Source organism: Streptomyces sp. NBC_01016 (genome assembly GCF_026341035.1).
GTDB lineage: Bacteria > Actinomycetota > Actinomycetes > Streptomycetales > Streptomycetaceae > Streptomyces.
The window spans coordinates 4,417,234-4,430,408 of record NZ_JAPEOQ010000001.1 but is presented as its reverse complement, the minus strand read 5'-3'; the positions used below and the strand labels follow the sequence as shown (position 1 = coordinate 4,430,408).

Genomic DNA, 13,175 nt, shown 5'->3' with positions numbered 1-13,175 from the left:
CACCTTTTGGCAGGCAGAGCGCAGGAAGCAGCCAGGGACAGCGCCCCGCGAGGCGCGCACAACTTCCTGCGTAAGACGAGGTGGGGGCAGATCAGCGCCATGGCACAGGGCTCGGTCCAGGTGACGCACGCCGGTACTTCGCGGTGGCGGCGCCGCACGGGTGAGTATGCGTCGCTGGCAGCCGCCCTGGAGGCGGCGACCGACGGTGACGTACTGACCGTGGCCCCCGGTACGTACCGGGAGAACCTGGTACTGCGGCGGGCCGTCACGCTGCGTGGCCCCGAGGGCTCCCCCGGCTCCGTGCGGATCGCGCCCGCGGACGGCGTCCCCGTGACCGTACGGGCCTCCGCGTCCGTGCGTGATCTGCAGGTCGAGGGGCAGGACGCGGCGGCTCCCGCGCTGCTCGTCGAGGAGGGCGCCCCGGAGATCGTCGGCGTCCGCGTGGTGACCCGGTCCGCGACCGGCGTCGAGGTCCGCGGCGGCGCCCGGCCCACGGTGCGCCAGTGCACCGTCGACAACCCCGGCGGCATCGGCATCGCCGTGCTCGACGGCGGGGGCGGCGTGTTCGAGGAGTGCGAGGTCGTCGCCGCCGGGCAGGCGGGCGTCGCGGTGCGCGGGGGCGCGCATCCGCGGCTCGAGCGCTGCCGGGTGCACCACACGTCGGGTGCGGGCCTGTCCGCGACCGGTGAGCACTCGGGCCTGGAGGCCGTGGGCTGCGAGGTGTACGAGGTCAAGGGTTCCGGTGTGCAGATCACCGGGCGGGCGGCCGCGCACCTGACCGACTGCGATGTGCACCGCACGACGGGGGACGGCGTCACGCTCGACACGGACGCGGTGCTCACCCTCGCCGACTGCCGCGTCCACGACGTACCGGAGAACGCGATCGACCTGCGCTCCCGGTCCGTGCTCACGCTGACGCGTTCCACCGTGCGCCAGTTCGGGCGCAACGGTCTTTCGGTGTGGGACCCCGGCACGCGCGTGGACGCCAACCAGTGCGAGATCCACGACAGTACGGGCGACTACCCGGCCGTCTGGGTCAGCGACGGAGCGACCGCCGTGCTCGAATCCTGCCGGGTGCACGACGTGCCGGACGCGCTGTTCGTGCTCGACCGCGGCTCGCGCGTGGACGTCGTCGACAGCGACCTCTCCCAAGTGCGCAACACCGCCGTGTCGGTGAGCGACGGGGCGACCGCGCAGCTCGACGACTGCCGCATCCGCGAGGCCGCGACGGGCGCCTGGTTCCGCGACCACGGCAGCGGCGGCACGCTCGCCAACTGCACGGTGGACGCCACACAGACCGGCGTGATCGTCACGAAGGGCGCGGACCCCACGATCGAGCGCTGCACGGTCACCTCGCCCACCGAGGCCGGTTTCTACGTGTCGGCGGGCGGCCGGGGCAGCTTCCACGGCTGCCGGGTCGCGGACAGCGGCGGCTTCGGCTTCCACGTCATCGACGGCTGCCGTACGAGCCTCAAGAAGTGCCGTACGGAACGGTGTTCGCGTGGCGGCTATGAGTTCGCCGAGGACGGCCCGCTGATCGAGGACTGCACGAGCGACGAGAGCGGCGGTGTGAGCCCCGGTGCGACGGCGGCCCCGCAGCCGGCCGTGCAGACCGCGACGCAGACCGTCGGCCTGCTCAGCGCCGTGCCCGACCAGCGGCCCGTGGCGGCCCCTCAGGAGCCCGCGGAGGAGTCCCGCACATCCAAGCTCGTCCTCGGTGAACTCGACGCTCTGGTGGGCCTGGAGAGCGTCAAGCGCGAGGTGCGCGCCCTCACCGACATGATCGAGGTGGGCCGCAGGCGCCAGGAGGCGGGCCTCAAGGCGGCCTCCGTGCGGCGGCACCTGGTGTTCACTGGCTCCCCCGGCACCGGCAAGACGACAGTGGCGCGCCTGTACGGCGAGATCCTGGCGTCGCTCGGCGTCCTCGGCCAGGGACACCTCGTAGAGGTGTCCCGTGTGGATCTGGTCGGCGAGCACATCGGCTCCACCGCGATCCGCACCCAGGAGGCCTTCCAACGGGCCCACGGCGGCGTCCTGTTCATCGACGAGGCGTACGCCCTGTCCCCCGAGGACTCCGGGCGCGACTTCGGCCGCGAGGCGATCGACACGCTCGTGAAGCTGATGGAGGACCACCGTGACGAGGTCGTCGTGATCGTCGCCGGCTACACGGCGGAGATGGAGCGCTTCCTGTCCACCAACCCCGGTGTGGCCTCCCGCTTCTCACGGACCATCACGTTCTCCGACTACGTGCCCGAGGAACTGCTGCGGATCGTGGAGCAGCAGTCCGACGAGCACGAGTACCGGCTCGCCGACGGGACGCCGGAAGCACTCCTCAAGTACTTCACGGCGCTCCCGAAGGGGCCCGCTTTCGGCAACGGCCGCACCGCGCGGCAGACGTTCGAGTCGATGGTGGAGCGGCATGCGGGCCGGGTCGCCCAACTCGACGACCTGGACACCGACGCGCTCACGCTGCTCTACCCGGAGGACCTGCCCGAACTGCCCTGAGGCTGCTCGGCGTCGGGCCGCTGCTGCGGTACGCCCGGCTTGAGGCGGGCGAGCAGCCGGGCGCGTTCCTCGGCGAAGACCGGGTCGGCCTGGTAGTCGCCGTGGCCCAGGATCGGTGCGGGGAGCGGGTGTTCGGCGGTCCGTCCGTAGGCGAGCGGGTCGAGGAGTGCCGCGTGGTCGACCTGCGGACCGCACTCGCCCGGCAGGTTGATCGGCCCGCCGATGGGGTCGGTCCTGCGGTGCAGATTGCGCCAGCAGTCGACCTGGCGGTGCAGCGAGGCCAGCGCCTCGGGTCCGAACTGGGCCGGGAACCAGCGCCCGTACAGCCGCTCCAGGGGCGACCCGTAGGTGAGCAGTCCGACGCGCTTCCTTACGGAGGGGTGCAGTTGCCAGGCGGCGGCCGCCGCGAGGACGCTGCCCTGGGAGTGCCCGGACAGGATGAGCCGGCCTCCGGTGGCCTGTGTCCAGGTGGCCATCCGCCAGGTCAGGTCGGGGACGGCGCGCTCGGCGTAGCAGGGGGGCGCGAAGGGGTGCGCGGCACGCGGCCAGAAGGTGCCCACGTCCCACAGGATGCCGATGGTGCGGCGTGCGGACGCGTCCTTGTAGGCGCGGCGCCCCCAGGTGACGAACAGTATGAAGCCCAGGCCGATGAGCCAGGAGCCGAGCGCCTGCGCCGAGTCGGCCGCCCCGGCCACGATCGCGTACGAGCCCTGGGCCGCGGTGCCCGGCACCTTCCCTGTGGTCCAGGCGCCGACCACGGCGAGGGCGCCGAGCAGCAGCGTCACCGAGGAGACGACGCCGATCATCACCGGCGCCTTGTCGGTGAGGGCGGCACGCGCGCGCGTGCCCGCGATGCGTGACGTACGGGCGGTGTCCGGGGGTTCGCTGGTGCTGCCCGGCTTTTCGTCGAGGTGGTAGTCGACCGCCACTTGGGCCGTCTCGCGCTTCTTGATACGGGCCGTGCGCAGGGCGAGTGCGCCGCACAGGACGGCGACCACGATCAGCAGCGGCGGGATGACGGAGGCCTGCCAGGTGAGCAGCACGGGCGGGCCCTTGATGAGGCCGCTGGTGCCGTCCAGCCAGTCGGCGACGCGCTGCGCCACGCCACCGCTCATGACGCCGCCGAGGGCGCACGCGAGCATCGCGGTGGCGGGACCGCCGAGGCCGCGCAGCGCGGTGCGCCGGTCGCGGGCCGTGCGGTAGATGGCGTGCGCGACGAAGGCCAGGGCGATCACGAGCGCGCCCTGGACGAGGGTGATGCCGCCGAAGCTCATGTCGCCGGGCAGCCGTCCGAAGGACTGCCATCCGGGGCGCGACCAAGCCGCGTACACCATGGTCACGACGAGCAGGACGAGCGCCGCGTAGGGCAGGGCGCGCACCACCGTGCCGTCCAGGGTGTCGTCGACCCGGCTCTCGCAGCGGCCGCGGTGCACGACGACGCCGATGACGGCGAGGGTGCCGAGGACCAGCGCGCCCACGATCAGCCAGCCCAGCACGTCGAGCAGGGCAGGACCGCCGGACGCCCGGTCGAAGCGGGCCGCGGACGTGCCGACGGCCGCGGCCACGGTGAGCAGTGCGGCCGCGGTGTGCGCCGAGCGCAGGCGGGCGACGAGGCGGCGTCCGTACCAAAAGCCGGGCCTGCCGAGCGCGTTGTCGATCTCGCCGTCGGTGGGCTCGGCCATGTGCGGCAGCGGGTGCTGCGCCTCGTACGCGCTCCAGGTGCGGTGCGAGAGGTACCAGAGCAGACCTGCCAGGGCGGTCGGGACGAGCGAGGCGAGCGCGAGGCGGCGGCCGGGCTGGCTCCACCAGCCGCCACCACCGTGCGCGTCGACGGAGAGGAAGCCGAGCCAGGCCCGCTGCTCGGCGCAGGCCGGTGTGCCCGCGCACTGCCAGGCCGTCAGGTCAAGGGCGACCTCGCACGCGGCGCCGACCAGCAGCACCGTGAGGGTGAGCGAGAGGAGGCGGACGAGCAGGCCGTAGAGGCGTACGGTGCGGGATCTGCGGCGGGCGTTGGGGCGCATCCAGTGGGACAGGTTCACCACCATGAAGGGGAGCAGCAGCAGCCACAGCGCCCGTGATCCGTTGCCCGAGGTGAGGTTGCACCAGACGTACGCCTCGGGGACGGGCTTGCCCCGGTAGTCGTCGGGGCGCGACTCCGCGTCGGCGTCCTCGCCGCGCCGGAAGACGGCCGCCGTCTCGTCGCCCGAGACCCGCACCGGCTGCGGGTCGTCGAGCATCTCTTGAGGAGTGGTGCCGCCGACTCCGTGGACGAGAAGTTCCAGAGCGGTCTCGTCCGTGGTCGTGGGCGGTGTCGCGGATGGCGTGGTGGATGGCTTCGCGGAGGGCGTCGTCGCCGGTTCCGCCGTGGTGCCGTTCCGTTGTCCGTGCTCGTGTGTCGTGCTCATGTGTCCCCCGTTTCTGAACACGACCAGGATCTCGGCCCGGCGCCCCTTCGGGCACCCCTCGTCACGGAATCTCCCCGAGGTGCCCCGCCCCATTCACCCCTTGGCGCCCCCTCGCGGCGCAGGTCGGCAGCGCAGGCGGTGGTCCCGGTGTCGGTGGCGCGTGCGAGGATGACGAGAAAGCGCTGGCCGGTACGGCGGTGGTGGCAGGCGGGACGAGCCGAAGGGATCCGACGGACGTGAGCGAGAATCAGAACCTGCTCGCGGAGCAGCGCCGCGCCCTGATCATCGACGAGGTCCGTCGGCGCGGCGGCGTCCGGGTCAACGAGCTGACCAGGAAGCTCGGCGTCTCCGACATGACGGTGCGGCGCGATCTGGACGCGCTGGCCCGGCAGGGCGTCGTCGAGAAGGTGCACGGCGGCGCGGTCCCGGTCGTCGAGGCCAGCACCCATGAGCCCGGCTTCGAGGCCAAGTCCGGCCTGGAGTTGACGGCCAAGGAGGACATCGCGCGCGCCGCGGCGCCGCTGGCCGCACCCGGCACGGCGATCGCGCTCTCCGGTGGTACGACGACGTTCGCGCTGGCCCAGCAGTTGCTCGACGTACCGGACCTCACGGTAGTGACCAACTCGGTGCGCGTGGCCGACGTCTTCCATGCGTCGCAGCGCGGTGCGGCGTCCCGACAGGGGGCGGCGACAGTGGTGTTGACCGGCGGGGTACGCACGCCGTCGGACTCGCTGGTGGGCCCGGTCGCCGACCAGGCGATCGCGGCGCTCCACTTCGACGTGCTGTTCCTCGGGGTGCACGGCATAAGCCCGGAGGCCGGCCTGTCCACGCCGAACCTGGCGGAGGCGGAGACGAATCGGCGGCTCGTGCAGTCCGCGCGGCGGGTCGTCGTGGTGGCGGACCACACCAAGTGGGGGACGGTGGGGCTGAGTTCGTTCGCCTCGCTCGACCAGGTGGACACGTTGGTCACGGACGGCGGGCTGCCGGTCGAGGCGCGGGCCGAGGTCGCCGAGCACATGCGGCTCGTGGTGGCCGGGGAACCCGAGGACGGTACAGACATCTGACGGTGCGCCAGTTATGGTGACCGGGACCGGTCACCTGGAGCACATCAACTTGGCTACGGGCGACGCCCGTTGACCCGGGTCGCGTCCGCCGCTTCAACCTTGGGGGTTGAACCTTCATGGCACGCCGACTTCGCCCCGTCGAGCTCGACTTCGTCGACAGCGCGCCCTTGCGGCTCGTGTTCGCCCGTGAGGTGTCGGCCTCCCCGGACGCCGTGTACCGGGCGCTCGCCGAGGATGTCGTCGGGTGGCCCCAGTGGTTCTCCGCGGTGACGCTTGCGCGGCCGCTGGACGGTGGGGCGCGGCGGGAGGTCCGGCTCAAGGGTGGGACGCGGTTCCTCGAGACGATCGTCGCCGCGGAGCCCGGTGACGTCTACGCGTATCGCGTTGACGAGACCAATGTGCCGGGGATACGGGCGATGGTGGAGGAATGGCGGATCGAAGGGGTTCCCGGTGGGGGGTCTCGGGTGCGGTGGACGTTTGCCGTGGATGCGGGTGCAGGGGTGCGGGTGGGGATGAAGGCTGGGCGGGGTGGGCTGGGTAGGGCGTTTCGGGGGGCCGTGGGGGCGCTTGATCGACGGCTTGCGGCGGCGCCTGCGTAGGGGCGGCTTGGTCGTTGCGCCGCGGCGGGGTTGCGCTCTCGGGGCTCCGCCCCGGACCCCACTGCTCAATCGCCGCAGGGGCTTGAAATGCCGGCGGAGCCTGAGCCCGGCCACTCCCCCGTCTCCAGCAGGCGCGTGATCGCCTCCGCATACGGGGTGATGTCCAGGGACTGCCGGCTCAGCCAGGCGTCCGAGTAGTACTTGTCCAGGTAGCGGTCGCCCGGGTCGCAGAGGAGCGTCACCACGCTGCCCGTGCGGCCCTCCGACACCATTTCCGCGACGATCTTGAGGGCGCTCCACAGGCCCGTACCCGTCGAACCGCCCGCCCTGCGGCCGATGGCCGACTCCAGGGCGCGGACCGCCGCCACGCTCGCCGCGTCGGGGACCTTCATCATGCGGTCGATGGCGCCCGGCACGAAGCTCGGTTCCATGCGGGGGCGGCCGATGCCCTCGATGCGGGAGCCGCAGTCGCTCGTCGCGTCGGGGTTGTCGGTCGTCCAGCCCTCGAAGAAGCAGGAGTTCTCGGGGTCCGCGACGCAGATGCGGGTGTCGTGCTGCATGTAGTGGACGTAGCGGGCGAGCGTCGCCGAGGTGCCGCCGGTGCCCGCCGTGGCGACGATCCAGGCGGGCTCCGGGTAGCGCTCCAGAGCGAGTTGGCGATAGATCGACTCGGCGATGTTGTTGTTCCCGCGCCAGTCCGTGGCCCGCTCCGCGTACGTGAACTGGTCCATGTAGTGGCCGCCGGTGCGGGCTGCGAGGGCCGCGGACTCCGCGTACATCGTCCTGGAGTCGTCCACGAAGTGGCACTGTCCACCGTGGAATTCGATCAGGCGGCACTTCTCGGCACTCGTCGTACGCGGCATCACCGCGATGAAGGGGACACCGATCAGCTTCGCGAAGTACGCCTCCGACACCGCGGTGGAGCCGCTCGACGCCTCGATGACGGGGCGGCCGGGGCGGATCCAGCCATTGCACAGGCCGTAGAGGAAGAGCGAGCGGGCCAGACGGTGCTTGAGGCTGCCCGTGGGGTGGGTCGACTCGTCCTTGAGGTAGAGGTCGATGCCCCAGTGCTCGGGGAGCGGGAAGAGCAGCAGGTGCGTGTCGGCCGAGCGGTTGTTGTCCGCCTGCACCTTGCGTACCGCCTCTTTGAGCCACTCACGGTAGCCGGGGTCCGTGTGGTCGACGTCGAGCGTCGGCAGGGGGCCGGACGCCGCACCCTCGCCTGTGGGCCGACCTTGTTCCGTGGTGCTCACCGATTGGCTCCTTCTCGTCGTGCCCGGCCGTCGTTTCCGCGCTCCGGTCCCGGGCGCCGACGGCAGCCGGGCACCACGATCATAAGCACCTTGCGCACGCTTCTCACCTGCATAAATGCATCTTTGAGCGTCTCAAAGGAACGCCTGGGAGGGTGCCGGAACACGCGCCCGGACCCCCCGGAGGGTCCGGGAACGTGCGTGCGAGGGGGCGTACGCCGGAGCTGCCCCCAATGCTTCACAGCGCGTCCACATGTGCACTGGTGCTCCTGGCCAGGTGCGTGCAGACTGCACCGCAGACACCCACTCGAGGGGGCGAAACGGCATGGCGGAGCCGGAGTTCACGGCGACGGGCGTGCGCATCGGCCGACGCCTGCGATCACTGACCCGGGCGGGGCAGGTCCGGATCACGGACGGCAGGCTGGAGTTGCTCACGAGCTACGGGAGCGAGATCGACAGCGCCCCGTTGGGTGAAGTCCGCGCGGGCAGGCCGTGGTTCGGCGCCGAGGACCGGGCGATGGCCGACGTGGACGGGCGGCGTTATCTGCTGCACCTCGGCGGACAGGGCGGCGCCTCGGGACCGCCCGCGGCCCGGCGGTTCATCGAGGCCGTGCGCGCCGCCACCGCGCACACCGGATAGCACCCGCCCCGCAGCGAACACCCGGCGAAGTTGCACGCCCACGCCCCCTGGGTCACGCTGGTCACACATCACTACTCAGGGTTTACCGGCGATAACGCTGCGAACCAGCCCGCCGGACACGGAGCGGGCAGTCCTGTCACAGCACGGTCGCACCGCTCGATCCGTTTTCGTCTTCTTCCGGACTCAATTTCGGGGAGTCGTAGCCGTGATCAGCCAGCCGAACAGGCATTGCACGGTGGAGCTCCAAGCCCTGCCGTCGCGGATAGGTCAGGTCCGCAGAATCGTATCGGCGCAGTTGCGCTACTGGCATCTCGATCCGTTGATCGAGATGGCCGCGCTCTGCGTCACCGAGCTTCTGACCAACGTCCACCGGCACGCCGGACCGGACAAGCTCTGCACCGTCGAGATCGAGCTGCTCAGTGGCACGCTCAGGGTCTCGGTGCACGACCATGACCCGAGGCTCCCCGAGGTACGGGACGCCGACCCCCTCGCCACCTGCGGCCGCGGTCTCGCGATGATCGCCGCGTTGAGCGAGAGCTGGGGCGTGCGCCCGCACGGCGAGGGCAAGGTCGTCTGGTTCGCCCTGCCGGCCACCGCCGCCTCGATGGCCATCGCGCCGTACCCGGTGTACGCGACGCATCCCGCGCGCCGCACGGACACGCACGAGCGCAAGGTGTCCCCACATGCTCCCGCCCGGTCGGCCGTCGCAGGCTGACCGGGCGGTGATCACCGAAGGTACGTCGCTCACTCGGTGGCGATGGCCCGCAGCACGTCCAGGCGTGCCGCCCTGCGGGCGGGGCGCAGGCCGGCGAGGCCGCCGGCGGCGAGCCCGACGAGTGCCACGACCGCCAGTTGGACCGGCGGCAGCGCGAACGCGAAGGCGCTGTCGCTCGCCCCGTCGGACGCCTTCACCAGCACCCAGCCGAGGAACCCGCCGAGCACGAGCCCGCCGGCCGTGCCGAACGCGGCGACGAGCACCGATTCCCAGCGGACCATCGCCCGCAGCTGCCCGCGGGTCTGGCCGACGGCGCGCAACAGGCCCAGCTCCCGGGTCCGTTCGTGCAGGGCGAGGGTCAGGGTGTTGGCGATGCCGAGCAGCGCGATGACGACGGCCAGGGCCAGCAGCGCGTAGACGAGCGTCAGCATCATGTCGATGCCGGACGCCGAGGACTGCGCGTACGCGTCGCGGGTCTGCACATCCGGATTGCCGTACGCCGCCGCGACCTTCTCGACCGCCTTCGTACCGTCGGCCGCCGAGACGCCGTCCTTGAAGGTGACGGAGACCAGCCTGTCGGCGTCCTGCGTACGATGCGGGGCCCAGGCCTCGCGCGAGATCACGTAGTCGCCTGCGAGCTCGGAGCGGCCGAAGACGGCGCGGACCGTGAAGGGTTCCTTCTTGCCGTCGGTGAAGGCGAGCCGTGCCGTGTCGCCGACCGCGAGGTGCTGCTTGTCGGCCTCGGTGCGGGTGATCGCGATGCCGTTCTTTCCGAGGTCGCCCATCGAGCCGCCGACCGTGCCGAGGTCGAACGACTTCGCGAGCGCGGCCGGGTCGGCGACAGTGAGGGCGCGCCCCTTGCCTTCGACGTCGGCGACGCCGCTGCCGAGGCCGACCGACGTGGCCACCTCGGGCCGCTCGGCGATCGCGGGCGCCAGTTTGGGGCTGAGGCCGCTGCCGCCGGCGCCGAAGGACGGGGTGGAGACGGCGACGTCGCCCGCGAAGGAACGGTTCACGGTCTGGTCCATGGTCGCCTTCAGCGAGGCGCCGAAGACGGTGAACAGGGAGACGACCGCGACGCCGATCATCAGGGCGCTCGCCGTGGCGGCGGTGCGCTTCGGGCTGCGCAGGGCGTTGCGCCTCGCGAGCCCGCCGGTGACGCCGCGCAGCCGGTCGAGCGGCGCGCCCAGGGCCCGTACGGCGGACGTGGACGCGACGGGACCGAGCACGACGAACGACGCGAGGACCAGCACGGCGCCGACGCCCGCGAGGGTGATCGACGGGGACGCCAGGACGCCGACGAGGGTCACCGCGATCGCGGCCGCGCCCAGCACACCGCCGATGACGGCGCGGCGCCGCGAGGCACCGGAGTCGTCGACGGAGCTGTCGCGCAGGGCGGCCAGCGGCGCGGTGCGTCCGGCGCGCAGGGCCGGCAGCAGTGCCGAGCCGACGCACACCACGATGCCGACGGCCAGCGGCAGCAGCATGGACAGCGGGCTGATCACCAAGTCCCCCTCGGGGAACGGGAATCCGATGGCGGGGAACAGCGCCTGGAGCCCGGCCGCGATACCGATCCCGCCCGCGAGACCGGCGGCCGAGGCCACCACGGCGACCGCGGTCGCCTCCACGAGGGTCGCCGCCGCGATCTGCCGGCGGGCCGCGCCGAGCGCCCTCAACAGGGCGTTCTCGCGGGCGCGTTGGGCCACGACGATGGCGAAGGTGTTGTGGATGGAGAAGGTCGCGACGAGCAGCGCGACGCCGGAGAACACGAGGAGGAAGGTCGTGAACAGGCTGAGGAACTGGCCGGAGATCATGTCGGTGTTCTCCTGCGCCGACTCGTCACCGGTGATCGCCTCAACTCCCTTGGGCAGACCGGCAGTCAGGCTGTCGACGAGCTCCTGCTGGCCGACACCGGGACCCGCGCGCACCTGAATGGTGGACGCCTCCCCCGGCTTCGGGGTGAGGTGCTTCTCGGCGTCGGCGCGGGTCATGCCGGTGAAGGTGGTCTGCGCCATGCCGTCCTCGCCGCCGAAGGTGGCCAGGCCGACGATGGTGACCTTCACCGGGTCGGGCGTGCGCAGCGTCGTGGTGTCACCGACCTTCAGATCGCCGGTTTTCGCGGCGCCGCGGTTGATGACGACCTCGCCGCTCTTGTGCGGAGTGCGGCCGTCGGCGAGCTGGTACGCGTTGAGCTCGGGGTCGTCGATCCAGTTTCCGGCGAGGGTGGGCGGGCCCTGGCCGCCGATGGGTTTGCCGTGGGCGTCGACGAGTTGGCCCGCGCCCTGGATGTTCGGCGCCGCTGCGGCGACGCCCGGCACCTTCGCCAGGTCGTCGGCGAGCGAGGCGGCCACCGGGCGGCGGGTGCCCTGGCTCTCGCCGGGGGTGGTGATGACGTTGCCGGAGCGTACGACGGCGTCGGTGCCGCTGCTGGCGCCCGCGAACATGGAGTCGAAGCTCGCGCGCAGGGTGTCGCCCATGACGAGGGTGCCGGCGAGGAACGCGACGCCCAGCAGGACCGCGCTGAACGTTCCGGCGAAGCGCCGCTTGTGGGCGCGCAGCGAGGTGAGGCTGAGGCGGACGGAGGCGTTCATGACGGCTCACCTCCAGCCGTTGACGTGGTGCCGCCGAATGACGGGGTGCCGCCGAATGATGTGGTGCCGTCGAGCTCCGCCGGCGCGGGCCCGTCGAAGGCCTTCATCCGGTCGAGGACCCGGTCCGCGGTCGGCCGTTCCATCCGGTCGACGAGGCGGCCGTCCGCGAGGAAGACGACCTCGTCGGCGTGGGCGGCCGCGACCGGGTCGTGGGTGACCATGACGACGGCGCGCGAGGCTTGCCGGGCCGTGTCGCCGAGGAGGCGGAGCACCTCGCCGCCGGAGCGGGAGTCGAGGTTGCCGGTGGGTTCGTCGGCGAAGACGACGTCGGGCCGGCCCGCGAACGCCCGTGCCACGGCGACGCGTTGCTGCTGCCCGCCGGAGAGTTCGGCGGGCCGGTGGTGCAGCCGGTCACCCAGCCCGACGACGTCGACGAGCGCGTCGAGCCACTCACGGTCGGGGCGTTCGCCCGCCAGGTCGATCGGCAGCGTGATGTTCTCGGCGACGTTCAGCGTCGGGATGAGATTGAACGCCTGGAACACGAACCCGACGCGGTCGCGCCGCAGCAGGGTGAGCCGCCGGTCGTCGAGCGAGCCGAGGTCGGTGTCACCGATGTACGCGGCCCCCTCGGTGAGGGTGTCGAGGCCCGCCGCGCAGTGCATCAGGGTCGACTTCCCCGAGCCGGACGGGCCCATGATCGCGGTGAACCGTCCGGCCCGGAAGCCGACGCTCACGCCGTCGAGGGCACGGACGGCGGTGTCCCCGGAGCCGTACACCTTGACGGCGTTGTCGACGCGCGCCGCGAGTGCGGTGGGGGTGAGCGTCGTGGCGGTGCTCATGACGTGCCACCCTTCGCCTTGCCGTCGACGCCGTACGCGCCGTACTGGCCGTAGTGGCTGTCGTGGCCGAACTCCTCGTTCAGGACGGTGAGTCGGCGCCAGTACTCGTCCTCGTCGATCTCGCCGGCGGCGAAGCGGCGGCCGAGCACGGCGATCGGCGAGTTCTCGTCGAAGCGGGGGCCGACGGGGCGCCACGGTCCGCGCCGGCCGCGCCAGACGGTGCGGCGCAGCAGGGTGACGACACCGACGACGACGGCCGCCCAGATCAGCGGGAAGAACAGGATCCAGGGGCCGGGGCCGTTGCCGGGGCCGAATTCCGCGAGGGTCTGCATCCGACTCATCTCCTCTTGTTCCGGTGGCGCCGGGGCGGTGTGCCGGGCGTCCACTCGTGGTGATGACTCGAGCGTCCCGCCGGGAGAGGGTCCGGGTCGTCGTACGGCCAGCGGCACTGTGCGTACCCCCGCGGGAGTACGTGAGGGGGGCGGGGCTGCTCCCTGCCGCTCGGTCGACCCTGATACGTGTCAGGGGCCGGGTCAGGGGCGGCTCCGGGGCGGCCCCCATGTGGGC

10 protein-coding genes are annotated in these 13,175 nt (G+C 72.1%); 5 read left to right on the top strand and 5 right to left on the bottom strand.

The window, feature by feature from the left end:
• Positions 1 to 99 precede the first annotated feature (99 nt).
• Positions 100 to 2,505 carry a right-handed parallel beta-helix repeat-containing protein gene (locus tag OG746_RS19825; RefSeq protein ID WP_266716293.1) on the top strand — a complete coding sequence of 802 codons (2,406 nt, stop codon included), beginning with the start codon at positions 100 to 102 and terminating at the stop codon, positions 2,503 to 2,505.
• On the opposite strand, the gene OG746_RS19820 is transcribed toward OG746_RS19825, so the two are convergent.
• The gene (locus OG746_RS19820; protein ID WP_266716291.1) at positions 2,475 to 4,910 is read right to left on the bottom strand and encodes a hypothetical protein; all 2,436 of its coding nucleotides are present in this window, start codon (positions 4,908 to 4,910) and stop codon (positions 2,475 to 2,477) included. The genes OG746_RS19825 and OG746_RS19820 overlap by 31 nt on opposite strands.
• 236 nt (positions 4,911 to 5,146) lie before the next feature.
• Between OG746_RS19820 and OG746_RS19815 the strand changes: the two genes are divergently transcribed.
• Together OG746_RS19815 and OG746_RS19810 are read left to right on the top strand one after the other, a co-directional pair.
• Positions 5,147 to 5,974, top strand: a complete 828-nt coding sequence (locus tag OG746_RS19815; RefSeq protein WP_266716289.1) for a DeoR/GlpR family DNA-binding transcription regulator — start codon at positions 5,147 to 5,149, stop codon at positions 5,972 to 5,974.
• Between the two features lie 116 nt (positions 5,975 to 6,090).
• A complete protein-coding gene (locus OG746_RS19810; protein WP_266716287.1) occupies positions 6,091 to 6,573 on the top strand; it encodes an SRPBCC family protein in 483 nt (160 codons plus the stop codon).
• A gap of 65 nt (positions 6,574 to 6,638) precedes the next feature.
• Here OG746_RS19810 and OG746_RS19805 read toward each other — a convergent pair whose 3' ends face one another.
• On the bottom strand, positions 6,639 to 7,826 hold the full coding sequence (locus OG746_RS19805; RefSeq protein ID WP_323179636.1) for a PLP-dependent cysteine synthase family protein: 1,188 nt from the start codon (positions 7,824 to 7,826) through the stop codon (positions 6,639 to 6,641).
• Between the two features lie 322 nt (positions 7,827 to 8,148).
• Between OG746_RS19805 and OG746_RS19800 the strand changes: the two genes are divergently transcribed.
• Positions 8,149 to 8,463: a transcriptional repressor LexA gene (locus OG746_RS19800; RefSeq protein WP_266716285.1), complete on the top strand. Its 315-nt coding sequence runs from the start codon at positions 8,149 to 8,151 to the stop codon at positions 8,461 to 8,463.
• A gap of 205 nt (positions 8,464 to 8,668) precedes the next feature.
• Positions 8,669 to 9,178, top strand: a complete 510-nt coding sequence (locus tag OG746_RS19795; protein WP_266716283.1) for an ATP-binding protein — start codon at positions 8,669 to 8,671, stop codon at positions 9,176 to 9,178.
• 29 nt (positions 9,179 to 9,207) lie between these two features.
• On the opposite strand, the gene OG746_RS19790 is transcribed toward OG746_RS19795, so the two are convergent.
• From OG746_RS19790 to OG746_RS19780, 3 genes are read right to left on the bottom strand one after another with little or no spacing between them, the layout of a single operon-like run.
• The gene (locus OG746_RS19790) at positions 9,208 to 11,769 is read right to left on the bottom strand and encodes an ABC transporter permease (protein WP_266716281.1); all 2,562 of its coding nucleotides are present in this window, start codon (positions 11,767 to 11,769) and stop codon (positions 9,208 to 9,210) included.
• Positions 11,766 to 12,608 carry an ABC transporter ATP-binding protein gene (locus OG746_RS19785; protein ID WP_266716279.1) on the bottom strand — a complete coding sequence of 281 codons (843 nt, stop codon included), beginning with the start codon at positions 12,606 to 12,608 and terminating at the stop codon, positions 11,766 to 11,768. The genes OG746_RS19790 and OG746_RS19785 overlap by 4 nt, the downstream gene beginning before the upstream one ends.
• Positions 12,605 to 12,940, bottom strand: a complete 336-nt coding sequence (locus OG746_RS19780; protein ID WP_266716277.1) for an SHOCT domain-containing protein — start codon at positions 12,938 to 12,940, stop codon at positions 12,605 to 12,607. Before OG746_RS19780 ends, OG746_RS19785 begins: the two co-directional genes overlap by 4 nt.
• Positions 12,941 to 13,175: the final 235 nt, after the last annotated feature.